At 69.6% G+C, this 14264-nt stretch carries 10 protein-coding genes; 1 reads left to right on the top strand and 9 read right to left on the bottom strand.

Annotated elements, in window-relative coordinates:
• Positions 1-77: 77 nt before the first annotated feature.
• The 9 genes from NX778_RS14790 to NX778_RS14750 all read right to left on the bottom strand — a co-directional run bounded on the left by NX778_RS14790 (position 78) and on the right by NX778_RS14750 (position 12062).
• The gene (locus NX778_RS14790; protein WP_258812516.1) at positions 78-473 is read right to left on the bottom strand and encodes a DUF2946 domain-containing protein; all 396 of its coding nucleotides are present in this window, start codon (positions 471-473) and stop codon (positions 78-80) included.
• A 52-nt stretch (positions 474-525) separates the two neighbouring features.
• Complete coding sequence (locus tag NX778_RS14785; protein ID WP_258812515.1) at positions 526-855, bottom strand: hypothetical protein; 330 nt, start codon at positions 853-855, stop codon at positions 526-528.
• Positions 852-1211, bottom strand: coding sequence for a hypothetical protein (locus NX778_RS14780; RefSeq protein WP_258812514.1), 360 nt, complete (start codon positions 1209-1211; stop codon positions 852-854). The genes NX778_RS14785 and NX778_RS14780 overlap by 4 nt, the downstream gene beginning before the upstream one ends.
• Positions 1212-1301: 90 nt before the next feature.
• Positions 1302-2882 (bottom strand): S53 family peptidase, encoded by a 1581-nt coding sequence (locus NX778_RS14775; RefSeq protein WP_258812513.1) that lies wholly within the window; start codon positions 2880-2882, stop codon positions 1302-1304.
• A gap of 126 nt (positions 2883-3008) precedes the next feature.
• Positions 3009-6053 carry a hybrid sensor histidine kinase/response regulator gene (locus NX778_RS14770; protein WP_258812512.1) on the bottom strand — a complete coding sequence of 1015 codons (3045 nt, stop codon included), beginning with the start codon at positions 6051-6053 and terminating at the stop codon, positions 3009-3011.
• 99 nt (positions 6054-6152) lie between these two features.
• Complete coding sequence (locus NX778_RS14765; RefSeq protein ID WP_258812511.1) at positions 6153-8519, bottom strand: sensor histidine kinase, YfiR-like protein-associated; 2367 nt, start codon at positions 8517-8519, stop codon at positions 6153-6155.
• Entirely contained in the window at positions 8516-9097 is a 582-nt protein-coding gene (locus tag NX778_RS14760) for a TOL_0243 family YfiR-like periplasmic protein (protein ID WP_258812510.1), read from the bottom strand. Before NX778_RS14760 ends, NX778_RS14765 begins: the two co-directional genes overlap by 4 nt.
• A 13-nt stretch (positions 9098-9110) precedes the next feature.
• Entirely contained in the window at positions 9111-11036 is a 1926-nt protein-coding gene (locus NX778_RS14755) for a TOL_0244 family TonB-dependent receptor (RefSeq protein WP_258812509.1), read from the bottom strand.
• Between the two features lie 129 nt (positions 11037-11165).
• A complete protein-coding gene (locus NX778_RS14750; protein ID WP_258812508.1) occupies positions 11166-12062 on the bottom strand; it encodes an alpha/beta fold hydrolase in 897 nt (298 codons plus the stop codon).
• Between the two features lie 104 nt (positions 12063-12166).
• Here NX778_RS14750 and ppk1 point away from each other — a divergent pair, with 104 nt between their 5' ends.
• Complete coding sequence (gene ppk1, locus NX778_RS14745) at positions 12167-14260, top strand: polyphosphate kinase 1 (protein WP_258812507.1); 2094 nt, start codon at positions 12167-12169, stop codon at positions 14258-14260.
• Positions 14261-14264 lie beyond the last annotated feature (4 nt).

Below are 14264 nucleotides of genomic sequence, written 5' to 3'. Positions count from 1 at the left end.
GCGGCGCGCGCGACCAGGTCGCCCGTGCGCAAAGCGGGAGATTCAAGCGGGACGGTGAGGTCCGCTTCATGGCGTGATCAGGCGAGGGCGGGCGGCGCGCGCGAGGAGGCAACCGTCCAGGCGAACAGCAGGCGCGGGGACTGGTAGAACAGGCGCGGCATCAGCGCGGCGCCGGAGGGAGCGAGCGGGGCGATGGGCGAGGGCGGGATGAAGGCATGCGAACCGGTGTGCAGGCCGCAGTAGCCGCAATGTCCGCCGCCGTCGTGCTGGGCGCCACCGGGCTGGCCGTCGTGATCGTGGCCGTCGTCGTCGACGGCGACCATGGCCATGCCTTCGCTGGTGCAGACTTCGACTTCGTGCTCGCTGGCCTGGGCCGCGGGCAGGTGGTTCAGGGCGGGTGCGAACACGCTCAGCAGGATCGCGAAGATCGCGATCCATGCCTGTGTTGCCCACGTTTTACGGTGTTTGCCCATGCGCCCATTATAAACTCACAGGCGGTCTTGACACTTAACCGGAGATAAGCAATCAGGCGAGGTGGCGGCTGCGCGCCTCGCGCACGATGTGCTGGATGCGGCGCAGGCAAGCGACGGTGGCGCGCCGCGTTTCCTGGTCGACACCATGCGCGTATTCGCGTGCGATCTGGGTCGCCACCGCGCTCGCGCCTTCCACGTGTTCGCGGAACACGCGGATCAGCGAGACCACGGCGTCGTCGAAGATGAAGCGCCAGGCCGCGCCGATGCTGCGCTCGGCCGGCGCGGCGGCGGCCGCGATCTGTTCCAGCTGCCGTTCGGCGCGCCCGACCATCATCCTGACCTGGGCCGGGGTGAAGTGGCGGTGGCGGGTGCCGGGATTCATGCCCCGGCCTTCCTGCCATAGCGCGTGCCGGGACGCACCCGCAGCGGCGCCGACGGCGGCACCAGCGAGCGGATCTGGGTCAGCGGCCCGATGTACGGCGCCGCCTCATCGTCGATGGGGCGGGTGCCGGCATCGTGCGCGCCGCTCAGGAACTGGGCGATCGCGATCCGCACCAGCGAGCGGTTGCTCAGCTCGTACTTCCGGGCGGCGTTGCGGTTGTGGTACTCGAAGCTCGCCACTTCGCCGCTGGGCCGCGTGATTTCCACTTTCTTCGGAAGCACGAAGCCGTAGCGGCCCGAGGCCCACAGCCTCACGGTGCAATAGCCAAATTGTGGTGACAAAAAGCTAAAGTTCATGTGCTCATCGTAAAAGGCGACGAGCACGCGCACGAAACAAAATTGTTCCAAACCGTTACCGGCGAAATGTTCGTTGACGCGCCGCAATCGCTAGCATTGCCCCGCGAGTGTGGCCAGCAGGCGCGCCCCGTCCGGCGAGCCCCAGCCGGTGCAGGCATCCCAGCCCGGCCCCGCCGCGTAGGCGCCGATGTTGCCGCTGGTGATGTCGTGGAAGGCGCCGCTGCCCGCGACAGTGCCGTACAGCAGCGGATTGAGCCAGCCTACCGGCTTGGGCAAGCTCGCATTCATCAGCGCCACCAGCCCGGCCCACAATGGCGACACCGCGCTGGTGCCGCCCACCACAAAGTTGAGGAAGTCCACGCGCACCTTGTAGCCGGTGGCGGGCGAGGCGTTGCCGGCCACGTCCGGCAGGCCGCGGCCCACGCGCGCGCCAGGGTTGGCGGAGGCCGGGACGCGGGCGTCCTTCTGGTAATCCGGCAGGGCGAACACATCGCTGACACCGCCGCCGCCGGCACTGGACGTGGGATCGTCGTTCCACACCACTTCGCTGGCGATAGCGCCGTTATTGGCGCTCAGCCGTGTGCCGCCGCAGGCCAGCACGTAGGGGCTGGACGCCGGGAAGTCGGCGTGCGCCTTGCCGTCCGGCTGTTCGTTCTGGGGATTCTGGTCGCCCGAGCCGGCGTCGCCCGCGGCGCAGCACACGGTGACACCGAGCGCGGCCGCGGCCTGGAAGGCCTGGTCGAAGGAACCGAGGCCCTGCGCGCTCCAGTCCGATTCCGGCGCGCCCCAGCTGATCGAGATCACGCTCGGCTTGTTGACATTGTCGTGGATCGCGGTGGTGATGGCGTCGAGGAAACCTTGCTCGGTGTTGGGCGCGAAGTAGACCACGATGCTGGCTTTGGGCGCCACCGCGCCGGCGATTTCGATATCGAGCATCACTTCGCCGTCGGCGCCGGTCGGCAGCCCCGGCGCATTCCTGGCGCCGTCCACCGACACCGCCATCACGTTCGGCACCGGCAGGCCCAGGCTGCGGAAATAGATTTGCAGGTCCAGCGTGCGGTAGCCGCCGCCCAGCTCGATGATGCCGATGCACTGGCCGCTGCCGTCGCCGCCGGGAAAATCATACAGCTTTGCCACTTCCACCGGGGTGAAGGCGCCGGCCGCCGCAGCTGCCGCCAGCGCCGCCTCGCCCCCTTGCCGGAACAGCTGGAAATGCGGGCGCGCGATCGGCGTGTCGTCGATGCCGAACACGCCTTCGACGATGCCGGCCAGCTCGGGCGGCAGTTGCAGCGGGGCGGTGCAGCGGCGCGAGATGCCGCCATCGTGCTCGATGCGTTCCAGGGTGGTGCCGAAGGCGGTGGCGATGCCGGCCGCGGTGCCGGACAGGAACACGCTGCGCCGCGCCGCGCTGCATTCGACCACCACCAGCCCGGCCTGCCTCGCGAAGCGGGCGACGGCATCCATGTCGGCGGCGCTGGCGCCGTGCCTGGCCTCGTACTGCTCGCGGGTGAGATAGTCGCGCTGGGCGAGGGTGGTGGCCAGCGTGTGGCCCGGCAGCTCGGCCTGGCGGCGCACCCGCACCGTGACCTCGATACGTTCGTCGGCCGGCACAGGGCCGATGGCGCGGGCGCCGGCGGGCGCGGCGGGAGCAATTCCTGGAAGTTTGACCATGCTGGGGACCTCGGCTGGAAACGGGACAGGCCCGGCCTGGGCAGGCCGGGAACAGGTCCAGTGTCGGCCATGGATCGCCCTGCAAGTTGAGATTGCTCAAGCAAGCGGCTTGCTGTGCCGGCTGCCTCAGGACACCAGCTGCGCGATCTGGGCGTGCAGGGCGTCGATGCTGACCGGCTTGGTCAGGTGCGCGTCGAAGCCGGCGGCGCGGGTCCGGCGGCGGTCCTGCTCGGTGCCCCAGCCGGTCAGCGCGATCAGCTTGACCTCGCCCAGCCCGGCCTCGCCGCGCAGCGCCTCGGCCAGCTGCAGGCCGTTCATGCCGGGCAGGCCGATGTCCAGCACCGCGACTTCGGGCTGGAAGCGCGCCGCGTGCGCCAGCGCGTCCCCGGCGTCGTAGGCGACCGTCACCTCGTGGCCCTCGAACTGCAGGATCTGGCCGAGCATGTCGGCGGCGTCGATATTGTCGTCGACCACCAGGATGCGGGCCGGGCGCGTGGCGGGCGGCGCGGGCGCCTCGCTGGGCGCGGCGCTTGCCGGCGGCGCCTCGCGCAGCGGCAGCAGCAGTGTGAAGGTGGCGCCCTGGCCGGCGCCGGCGCTCTCCAGGCGCACCGTGCCGCCGTGCTTCTCGGTCAGCCGCTTGACCAGGTTCAGGCCGATCCCGAGCCCGCCGTAGGCCAGCGCGCCGCCGGCGCCGGCCTGGCTGAACATCTCGAACACGTGCGGCTGCGCTTCCGGCGCGATGCCGATCCCGTTGTCGGCGACCTCGATCCGGGCGTGATCGCCTTCGCGCCTGGCGCTGAGGGTGACGGCCCCGTGTTCCGGCGTATATTTGGCGGCGTTGGTCAGCAGGTTGCTCACCACCTGCACCAGGCGGTTGGCGTCGCCCTCCATCCACATCGGCTCCTGGTCGACGTGCTGGCGGAAAGCATGGTGGCGCGCCCGGATCAGCGGCAGCGCCGCTTCGGCCGCACCCCGCAGCACATACTGCAGCAGCACCGGCGCCTTCTTCAGGACGATCTTGCCGGAGGTGATGCGGGCCAGGTCGAGCAGGTCGTCCACCAGGTGGACCATGTGGTCGACCTGGCGCGTCATGATCTCTTGCGCCTTGGCCACGGTGGCGCCGTCCGGCGACAGCCGCATCAGCTCGAGGCTGGCGCGGATCGGCGCCAGCGGGTTGCGCAGCTCATGGGCGAGGGTGGCGAGGAATTCGTGCTGGCGCAGGTTGGCGCGGGCCAGGTCCTCGGCCAGCGTCTGCAGCGCTTCGTCGTGGCGGCGGCGCTCGGTGACATCACTGAACACGAGCGCGAGCTGCCTGTGCTCGGCCGGTCCGACCCGCACCGCCGAGACATCGAGCCAGCCGTCCAGCGCCGCCGAGTAGTCGATCCGCTGCAGCGCCTCGCCGGTGCGTACCACGCGGCCGTATTCCGCGATCCAGTCGGGGTTGGGATTGGGGACCAACTCGCGCAGCGTCTTGCCCACCACCTCCTGCAGGCCGGTGATGCGGCCCAGCGCCGGGTTCACTTCGAGGAAGCGGAAGTCGTAGGGATTGCCGTCGGCATCGTCGATCATCTCGATCACGGCGAAGCCCTGTTCGATGGAGTTGAACAGGGCGCGATAGCGCTCCTCGCCGCGGCGCAGCGCCTCTTCGCGCCGCTTCATCTCGGTGATATCGCGCAGGAAGACCGCGACCTGGTCCGGCGAATCGTCGCCGATCTTGCAGATCGAGAAATCGATCCAGCGCTTCCGGCCATGGATCTCGGCGATGAAGCGCATCGTTTCCCCGCTGCGCAGCACCTGGGCGAACATTTCGTGCCAGGCCAGCGAATAGTCCGGGAACACTTCGCTGGCGAGCTTGCCCACCATGTCGCGGCGGCCGATGATGGCGGCCACCGCGTCGTTGGCCTCCAGGTAGCGGTGGTCGACGATCGCACCTTGTTCGCCGTACACCATCTCGAGCACGATGAAGCCTTCGTCGATCGCGTTGAACAGGGTGCGGTAGCGCGCCTCGCGCATGCGCAGTTCCTCTTGCGAGGCGCGCAGGGCGGTGATGTCGATCGCTGCGCCGGGGAACCACAGCGGGCTGCCGTCGGCGGCGTACTCGACCTTGCCGCGGGCATCGATGTGGCGTACCTGGCCGAAAGGCAGCGGCACCCGGTAATGTGCGCTGAACTGGTTGCCGCCCGAGATCGCGCGTTCGATGCATTCGCGGACCTCGGCGCGGTCGTCCTCGTGGATCGCGGCGAAGAACAATTCCGGCGCCAGGCCCTCGCCGCTATCGGCCCGGATGCCGTGCAGCTGCGCCATGTTGCGGTCGGCATGGACGCGGTCCTCGACCAGGTTGTAGTTCCAGGTGCCGATGCTGCCGGCGCTGAGCGTCGCCTCCAGCCGCTGGCGGGCGTCGCGCAGGCGGGCGTCGGCGATCTTCTGGTCGTGGATGTCGGTGCTGGTGCCCATCCAGCGCGTCACCGCGCCGTGCGCGTCCAGCACCGGTTCGGCGCGGCACAGTACCCAGCGGTAGCAGCCGCTGTGGTGGCGGAGGCGGAACCCGATCGCCAGCGAGGTGGCGCCGCGCACCGCCTGGTTCCAGGCCTCGCGGACCGCCGGCAGGTCCTCCGGATCGACGCTGGCGGCCCAGCCCTCGCCCATCAGCGCCTGCTGCGGCAGGCCGGTAAAGGCCAGCATCTTGTCGTTGAAGTAGTCGCACTGGCCGGCGGCGTCGGCCGACCACACCATATGCGGGGTGGCATTGATCATCGCGCGCAGGGTGGCTTCGCTCTGGCGCAAGGTGAGCGCCAGGCTGGCCTCGCGCACGCGCTTGGCGAAGCCCGCCAGCGTACCGTCCGGCAGCCGCAGCGCCACCAGCGCGCCCTGGACGAACACGTCGCTACCGTCCTTGCGCCGGTGCCAGCGGGTGTCGGCGGCGCTGCCGCGATCCGCCGCGCCCTGCATTTCGCGGGCCGGGACGCCGTCGGCAATGTCGGCTGGGGTGAAGATCAGGGTCAGGGGCTGGCCGGCCATCTCCTGCCCCGTCCAGCCGAACAGGGCCTCGGCGCCGGCGTTCCAGTCGACCACCAGGCCGTCCGGGCCAGTCGTGATCAGCGCCAGTTCGCGGTCCTGCCCGACGACCAGCTGCAGCCGCTGTTCGTACGAAAGCTGTTCGAGAACACCCATGCTGACCCCTTCCGATCTGGCGCGCCGACCCATCCTTAGGCTACAAGCCGCGGCTGGCGCCTACTGTTCGCTCGTACACATAGCGCGCACGCTGCTGTGTCACGCCGCCGGCGCGGCGCGCTCGCGCTGCAGCCTGGCCAGCAATTGTTGCAAGTCGTTCAGTACGAAGGGCTTGCCGAGGAAGTCGGCCTCGACCCCAAGTTGCTCGCCCGACAGGTCGCCGTAGCCCGAGGCGAACACCACGCGCAGTCGCGGCAACTGGGCCAGCAAGGCGCGCGCCAGCTCGACGCCGGACATGCCGGGCAGGCTGATGTCGGTGAACAGCACATTTATTTCAGACAAGTCCGGCGTGGCCAGCGCCGCTTCCGCGCTGGCCACGCTGCTGACCTGGCAGCCCAGCAGGCCGAGCAATTCGCCGGTGGTGGTGCGCGCGTCGGTGTCGTCTTCCACGAGCAGGATGTGCAGGCCGGCGGCCGCGTCCGGCGCCGGCGCCGCGGCAGGCACGTCAGGCGCCTCCAGCGCGGGCGCGCCGCGGCGGCGGTCGAGCATGGTGCGGATCTTGCGCGCCAGGTCCTCGCGGCGGTAGGGCTTGCTGATCAGTTCCACACCGGGGTCGAGGCGGCCATCGTGCACGATCGCGTTCTGGGTGTAGCCGGAGGTGTACAGCACCTCGATCTTCGGCAACAGCTGCTTGGCCTTGCGCGCCAGCTCCGGGCTGCGCACCGGGCCCGGCATCACCACGTCGGTGAACAGCAGGTCGGCCGCGACGCCGCTCTGCAGGATGGTCAGGGCCCCTTGGCCGTCGTTGGCCTTCAGTACCCGGTAGCCGAGGCCGGACAGGATGTCGACCGTGGTGGCCTGCACCGCCGGGTCGTCCTCGACCACCAGGATGGTCTCGTCTCCGCCGACCGCGCGCCCGGCGGCCGGCTCGGTGAGCTCGGCCTCCGGCTCGTGGCAGCGCGGCAGGTAGATCTTGATGGTGGTGCCGGACCCCACTTCGCTGTAGATGCGGATGTGGCCCTGGCTCTGCTTGACGAAGCCGTAGGCCATCGACAGGCCGAGGCCCGTGCCTTCGCCTTCGCGCTTGGTGGTGAAGAAGGGCTCGAAGGCGCGCTCGCGCACGGACGGCGGCATGCCGCAGCCGTTGTCCGAGATCGCCAGCATCACGTACTGCCCGGCCGGGACCTCGCGCTCGTTGGCCACGTACTGGTCGTCCAGCAGCGCGTTGCCCAGCTCCAGCGTCAGGCGCCCGCTGCCCTTCATGGCGTCGCGCGCGTTGATCGCCAGGTTCAGGATCACGTTCTCCAGCTGGTGCGGATCGGCCAGGGTGGTCCACAGGCCGCCCGACACCACGGTCTCGATCTGGACCGCCTCGCCCAGCGAGCGGCGCAGCAGCTCGTCCATGCGGCGCAGCACCGAGGACAGGTTCACCGCCTGCGGCTGCAGCGGCTGGCGCCGCGCGAAGGCCAGCAGCTGCGACGACAGCTTGGCGCCGCGGTCGGCCGCGAACGCCGCCGCTTCCAGCCGGCGCTGCGCGGCCGGGTTGCCGGCCAGGGACATCTGCAGCATCTGCAGGTTGCTCATGATGACCTGCAGTACGTTGTTGAAGTCGTGCGCGACGCCGCCGGTCAGCTGGCCGACCGCCTCCAGCTTCTGCGACTGGTGCAGCTGCTCGTGCGCGCGTCCCAGCTCGGCGGTGCGCTGGGCGATGCGTTCTTCCAGCGTGGTGTTCAATTGCGACAGCGCATCCTGGCTGCGCTCCAGCGCCTCGGCGCGCTGCCCGACCTCGGCCAGCATCGAGTTGAAGGCATCGACCAGGGTGCCTACTTCGTCGTTGGTGGTCTTCTCGACCCGCGCAGAAAAGTCGCGCCGGAAGATCACCTGGCGCACCGCGTCGGTCAGGGCCAGGATCGGGCGCGTGACGGCCGACTGCAGCCAGGCCGACATCAGCAGCGCGACCAGCAGGCCGCACAGCATCGACCCGGCCAGCACCAGCAAGTAGCGCTGCACGCGCCGCAGCAGCGGATAGTCGGCGTTCAGGTAGACCGTGCCGAGCAGCTCGTTGCCGCGCTGGATGCGGCGGAACATGCTGATATGGTCGCTGTCGATGGCGAAGCCGGCCGCCTGCGGCGCGGGCGGCAAGGCCGGCGCGGCGCCGTCGCGCGCATAGCTGGCGAACAGCGCGCCGTTGGGCGCGTACAGGGCGGCGGCGGCGATGCCGGGCCGGGTGCGCAGTTGCGCGAGGTTGTCGCGCGCCACCGCGCGGTCGCCGAATTCCAGCGCTGGCGTGCTGACCTTGGCCAGGATGCCGGCCTGGGTGGTCAGGTCGTTGACGGCGCTGGCGCGGAAGGTCTTGATGTCGAGCCCCAGCACGGCGGCGCCGGAGGCCAGGAGCGCGATGAAGGTGGTGGCCAGGACGGCCAGCATGAATTTGGCCGAGACCGAGCGGCGCGCGCGTTTGATCATTGCCCTGTTCCTTTGTTGACTGCGATGGCGACGCTCAGCAGCCGGCTGTTGATCAGCAGGTCGGCGTTGCGCACCGGGCCGAGCGCCACCTCGAAGCGGACGCGGTCGTCGACCAGCCTGAAGTTGATCATGCTGCCCAGGTCGAGCGCGCCGGCGGCGTCGGTCACGACCAGTACCGGCGACCCATGCACCGCGCGCAGCAGGGGCTCGATGCGGGCGCGTTCGCCGATGAACAGCAGCTGCAGTCCGGCCGGGACTTCATCGCCCTCGACCGCGCGCACCACCACCGCGCGGTGGTTGAACCGGCGGCCGGCGCCCTGGCGCTGCAGCTCGGCCAGCACGGCGTCATCGCCCTGCACCCCGATGACGTAGGGCGCGCCGGGTGTGGCAAAGGCGGCGGCCGGCCACTCGACGTAGTTGAAGAACTTGAGGATGAAGGCCGCCTTCACGCGGTCCGCGCTGGGTCCGGGCGCTTGCAACGCCGAGGTCTGCGCCTGGGCCCAGCCCAGCGTCAAGGCCAGCGCCGCACCGGCCAACAGGCGCCGGCGGTTGCGCGGCAGGAGGCGGGAGGCTGGCATGCGCGGCTCCAGTTCAGTAGCTCCAGGCCAGTTTGGCGGCGAAGCTGCGTTCGACCTCGGTGGCCGCGCCGAACTCCGGGTGCTTGCGGTCGAACAGGTTCTGGCCGACCAGGGACAGCTCCAGGTTGCGGCCCAGGCGCAGGCCATAGCGCAGGTCCATGGTGGTGTAGGCCTTGACGTAGGGCGTGGCCAGGCTGCCGCTGTGGCGCAAGGTCAGGTCCAGCTCGCGGCCGGCGCCGAGATCGGTCGAGGAGCGCAGCAGCCAGTGGTTGGCCGGATCGCTGGTGGCCAGGCCGGATCTGCTCAGGATGTCCACCACGCCCGGATCGTAGCTGGTCACGATGTGCTGCACCGTGCCGCCGGCCGACAGGCGCCAGTTGGACAGCGCCTGCCAGGTGGCCCAGGCCTCGATGCCACGCGCGCGGCCATTGCCGCCGTTGTGGAAGCGGATCACACCGTCCGGATCGACCTGGCCGGTGCGCAGCTTGTCGTAGCGGCTCAGGAACCAGGTGGCCGAATACGACAGCGCGCCGGCCTGGGCGCGGTAACCCAGTTCGATATCCTTGGCGGTCTCGGAGTCGAAATCGGGTCCGCCGCCGATCACGTAGCGCGGCACGCCGCTGACCAGCGCCGGGTGGGTCGGGCTGTAGAAGTCGTGGTCGATGCGCGAGGGCGCCCGCACCGCGCGCGACACTGCGGCCCAGGCCAGCTTGCCGGCCGCCGGTTTCCACGCCAGGCGCACGGTCGGCAGGGTCTCGGCGCCGGTGTAGCTGTTGTGTTCGAGCTTGATGCCGCCGGTAAGCTTGAGCGTGTCGGCCAGCGCGACCTCGTCCTGCAGGAACAGGTTCGACCACACCATATTCAGGTCGCCCGGCAGGAAGGCGAAGGCGGCGTCGTTCTGCACCCGGTCGTAGGCGTGGCGGTAGCCGGCGCCCCACAGCAAGCGGTGGATGCCCAGCTGTCTGGCCTGCTGCAGCTGCAGGTCGAAGGTGTTCAGGTGCTCGATGAAGGCGCCCGGCTGCTTGCGCTCGGTGTAGTCCCAGTAGGCCTGCAGGCTCAGCTCCGAACCGCCGGCGCTCTGGCGCATCATCCGGCCCAGCAGGTTGGCGCCGCCGATGCGGATGTCGCGCGTGCCGGCCTGGTGCAGCCAGCCGCGGTAGGCGTCGCCCTGCAGGGTGGACTGTTCCAGCGCGCTACCCCAGTCGGCGCGAAAACCGGCCTGCTCGCGGCGCATGCCGAAGTCGTCCGGGCTGCCGTTGGCGCGCGTGAGGTCGTCGTTGTGGCTGGTCTTGGCGTACAGGCGGTAGCTGCCGCCGGCCGCGGTGGCGCCGTAGCGCAAGGCGCCGTTTTGCTGCTTCGCGCTGCCGGCTGCGGACAGCAGCGTGCCCTGGGTCTGGTCGGCGCGCTTGGTGATCACGTTGATCACGCCGTTGACCGCGTTCGCGCCCCACATGGTGCCGCCCGCGCCGCTGATCACTTCGATGCGCTCGACGTCGTCCAGCATCACGTCCTGCGCGTCCCAGAACACGCCGGAGAACAGCGGCGAATACACCACGCGGCCATCGACCAGCACCAGCAGCTTGTTCTCGAAAACGTTGTTGAAGCCACGCGCGGTGATCGCATAGTTACGCGCATCGTTCTGCGCCACCTGCAGGTTGGGCGCCAGCCGCAGCGCCTCGGGCAGGGTGGTGGCGCCGGCGCGCCGGATCTCGTCGCCGGTGATCACGAACACCGAGGCCGGCGCGTCCGACAACAGCTCGGGACGGCGCGACAGCGAGGTCACCTTGATGTTGGCGAGGTCTTCCAGCTGCAGGTCGTCGATGTCCGGAACCTGGTCGGCGGCGGCGGCGGCCGACAGCAGGACCAGCGCGCAGGCCGCGGCTGGCCGGCGCAACTGGCGAATGGAGAACGGGCGCGAAACGGTGTGCTGGATTGCCATGGAAATCGCAAGATGGGTCTGCAAGAGGTCACTGCCGGTCCGTCCGGCGGCGGCGGAGAGGACCATGATAATGCAAAACGTTGCTTAAAAGGAAGACACAATGTGACAATTTGTATTTTCGCTTGCGCTTTACAGGCCGGAGAGGAAAGGCAGGGCGGCGGCCAGCAAGGCATCCGGCGCCTCCTCGGCAATGTAGTGGCCGCAGGGCAGGGTGTGGCCGCTAACGTCATCCGCCACCTTGCGCCATTCGGCCAGCGGATCGAAGCAGCGTGCCACCACGCCATTCGCGCCCCATAGCACCAGCAGCGGCGTGGCCAGCTTGCGGCCGTGGGCGCGGTCGTCGCGGTCGTGTTCGAGGTCGATACTCGCGGCGGCGCGGTAGTCCTCGCACAAGCCATGCGCCGCGCCCGGGCTGGCCAGGCAGCGCGCATATTCGGCCAGGGCGCGCGGGTCGAACGCCGCCAGCGAGCCGTTGCGCGAGCCCATCACGTCGCGCACATAGGCGCCGGGATCGGCCTCGATCAGGCGTTCCGGCAGCGGCGCCGGCTGGATCAGGAAGAACCAGTGCCAGTACAGGCGGGCGAAGGTTTCGCTGGTCTGCGCATACATCGCCAGCGTGGGCGCGATGTCGAGCAGCACCGCGCGCTCGACCGCATCCGGGTAGTCGGCCATCAGCCGGTGCGCCACGCGCGCGCCGCGGTCGTGGGCCAGCGCGCGAAAGCGCGGATAGCCCAGCGACTGCATCACACGCAGCGCGTCGGTGGCCATGCTGCGCTTGCTGTAGGCGAGGTGGCCGGGGTCGCCCGCCGGCTTGGACGAGTCGCCGTAGCCGCGCAGGTCGCAGGCCACCACCGTGAAGCGTTCGGCGAGCGTGCCGGCCACCTTGTGCCAGATCGCGTGGGTCTGCGGATGGCCATGCAGGAGCAGCAGCGGCGCGCCGGCGCCGCCGACGATTGCGTTGATCGAGATGCCGGGCGCGGTTTCGATGGCGAGCTGGCGGAATCCGGGGAAGAGCGATGCATCCATGAGGTCGTGATGTCGTTGCGGGCGATCCCGCCACTGTATCGCAATGGCGGGTTGGCGGCTTGTCACGCTCCTGTCATGAAGCGCTTCTACACTCGGCAGTTAAGATGAACGCACCTGCCGCCGGCGACCTGTCGCACCTCGACCCCAACCTGAACCGCGAACTGTCGCTGCTCGCGTTCAACCGGCGCGTGCTCGCGCAGGCCGAGGACCCGGCGATCCCGCTGCTGGAGCGCTTGCGCTTCCTGTGCATCGTCAGCAGCAACCTGGACGAATTCTTCGAGGTGCGCATCGCCAGCCTGCTGGCCCAGCACCAGCTCAAGGGCAATGGCGCGCTGCCGCTCGACCTGTCCGCCACCATCGAGCGCGCCAGCCTCGATGCGCGCCGCCTGATCGAGCGCCAGTACGAACTGCTCAACACCGAGATCTTGCCCAGCCTGGCCGACGCCGGCATCCACCTGCTCAACCGCGGCAAGCGCAACGCCGCGCAGCGGGCCTGGGTCAAGCAGTACTTCGACAAGGAAGTGCGGCCGCTGCTCACGCCAGTCGGGCTGGACCCGGCGCATCCCTTCCCGCGGGTGATCAACAAGAGCCTGAACTTCATCGTCGAATTGTCCGGCAAGGACGCGTTCGGGCGCGGCACCGGCATCGCCATCATGAAGGCGCCGCGCGTGCTGCCGCGCGTGATCCGCCTGCCGGACGAGCTGTCGGACCTGCCCGGCGCCTGCTACTGCCTGCTGTCGTCCGTGATCCAGGCCCACATCGCCGACCTGTTCGCCGGACGCGAAGTGCTGTCGTACTCGCAGTTCCGCGTCACCCGCAACAGCGACCTGTGGGTCGACGAGGAAGAGGTCACCAACCTGCGCCAGGCCCTGCAGAGCGAACTGCACAGCCGCCAGTACGGCTTCGCGGTGCGGCTGGAAGTGGGGCGCGGCTGCCCGCCACATCTGCGCGATTTCCTGCTGCGCCAGTTCGAGATCGACCACACGCGCCTGTTCGCGGTCGACGGTCCGGTCAACGTGGTGCGCCTGCTTGAAATCGTCAACGGACCGGCGCGGCCGCAGCTCAAGTTCCCGCCCTTCACGCCGGGCCTGCCCGCGAAGCTGGCCGGGCACGACATCTTCGCCGCGCTCGACCGCCAGGACGTGCTGCTGCACCATCCCTTCCAGTCGTTCCAGCCGGTGGTCGACTTCATCCACCAGGCCGCGCTCGACCCGGACGTCCTCGCGATCAAGCAGACCGTGTACCGCGCCGGCATGAACTCCGAGTTGATGGAGGCGCTGATCGCGGCCGCCGTCAGCGGCAAGGAAGTGACCGTGATCGTGGAGCTGATGGCGCGCTTCGACGAAGAGGTCAACATCAACTGGGCCGAGCGGCTGGAACGCGCCGGCGCCCAGGTGGTGTACGGCGTGGTCGGGCTGAAAACGCACGCCAAGATGGCGCTGGTGATGCGGCGCGCGGGTGGCGTGCTGCGCAAGTACGCGCACCTCGGCACCGGCAACTACAACCCGGCCACTGCCAAGCATTACACCGACTTCGGCCTGCTGACCGCCGAACCCGGGCTCACCGAGGAGGTCAACGAGGTGTTCCTGCACCTGACCAGCCTGGGGCGCCCGAAGCAGCTGGAAAAGCTGTGGCTGGCCCCGTTCTCGTTGCACAAGCAGCTGATCCGCGCGATCCGGAGCGAGGCCGAGACCGCGCGCGCCGGCGGCCGCGGCCACATCGTCGCGAAGATGAATTCGCTGACCGACGAATCGGTGATCCAGGCGCTGTACGCGGCATCCGGCGATGGCGTGAAAATCGAGCTGGTGGTGCGCGGCGCCTGTTCGCTGCGGCCCGGCGTGAAGGGCCTGTCGGAGAACATCATGGTGCGCTCGGTGGTCGGCCGCTTCCTCGAGCACAGCCGCGTGTTCTACTTCCGCAGCGGCGGCGCGGGCGAGGTCTGGCTGTCCAGCGCCGACTGGATGAACCGCAACCTGTTCCGGCGGATCGAGGTGGCATTCCCGGTGCGCGCGCCGGCGCTCAAGCGGCGCGTGCTGCGCGAGGGCCTGCAGCCCTACCTGAAGGACAATGTGGACGCCTGGGACCTTGGCCCCGACGGCCAGTACCGGCTGCGCAAGCCGCGCGCCGGCCAGGCCCAGTACAGCGCCCAGCGCGCGCTGGCCACGCTGCTGGGACAGCCGGGCGCGACGCCGCCCTGAGCCC

It is taken from the genome of Massilia terrae (assembly GCF_024753145.1).
GTDB lineage: Bacteria > Pseudomonadota > Gammaproteobacteria > Burkholderiales > Burkholderiaceae_D > Telluria > Telluria terrae.
The sequence above is the reverse complement of the archived record's forward strand: the minus strand, read 5'-3'. Positions and strand labels throughout refer to the sequence as shown.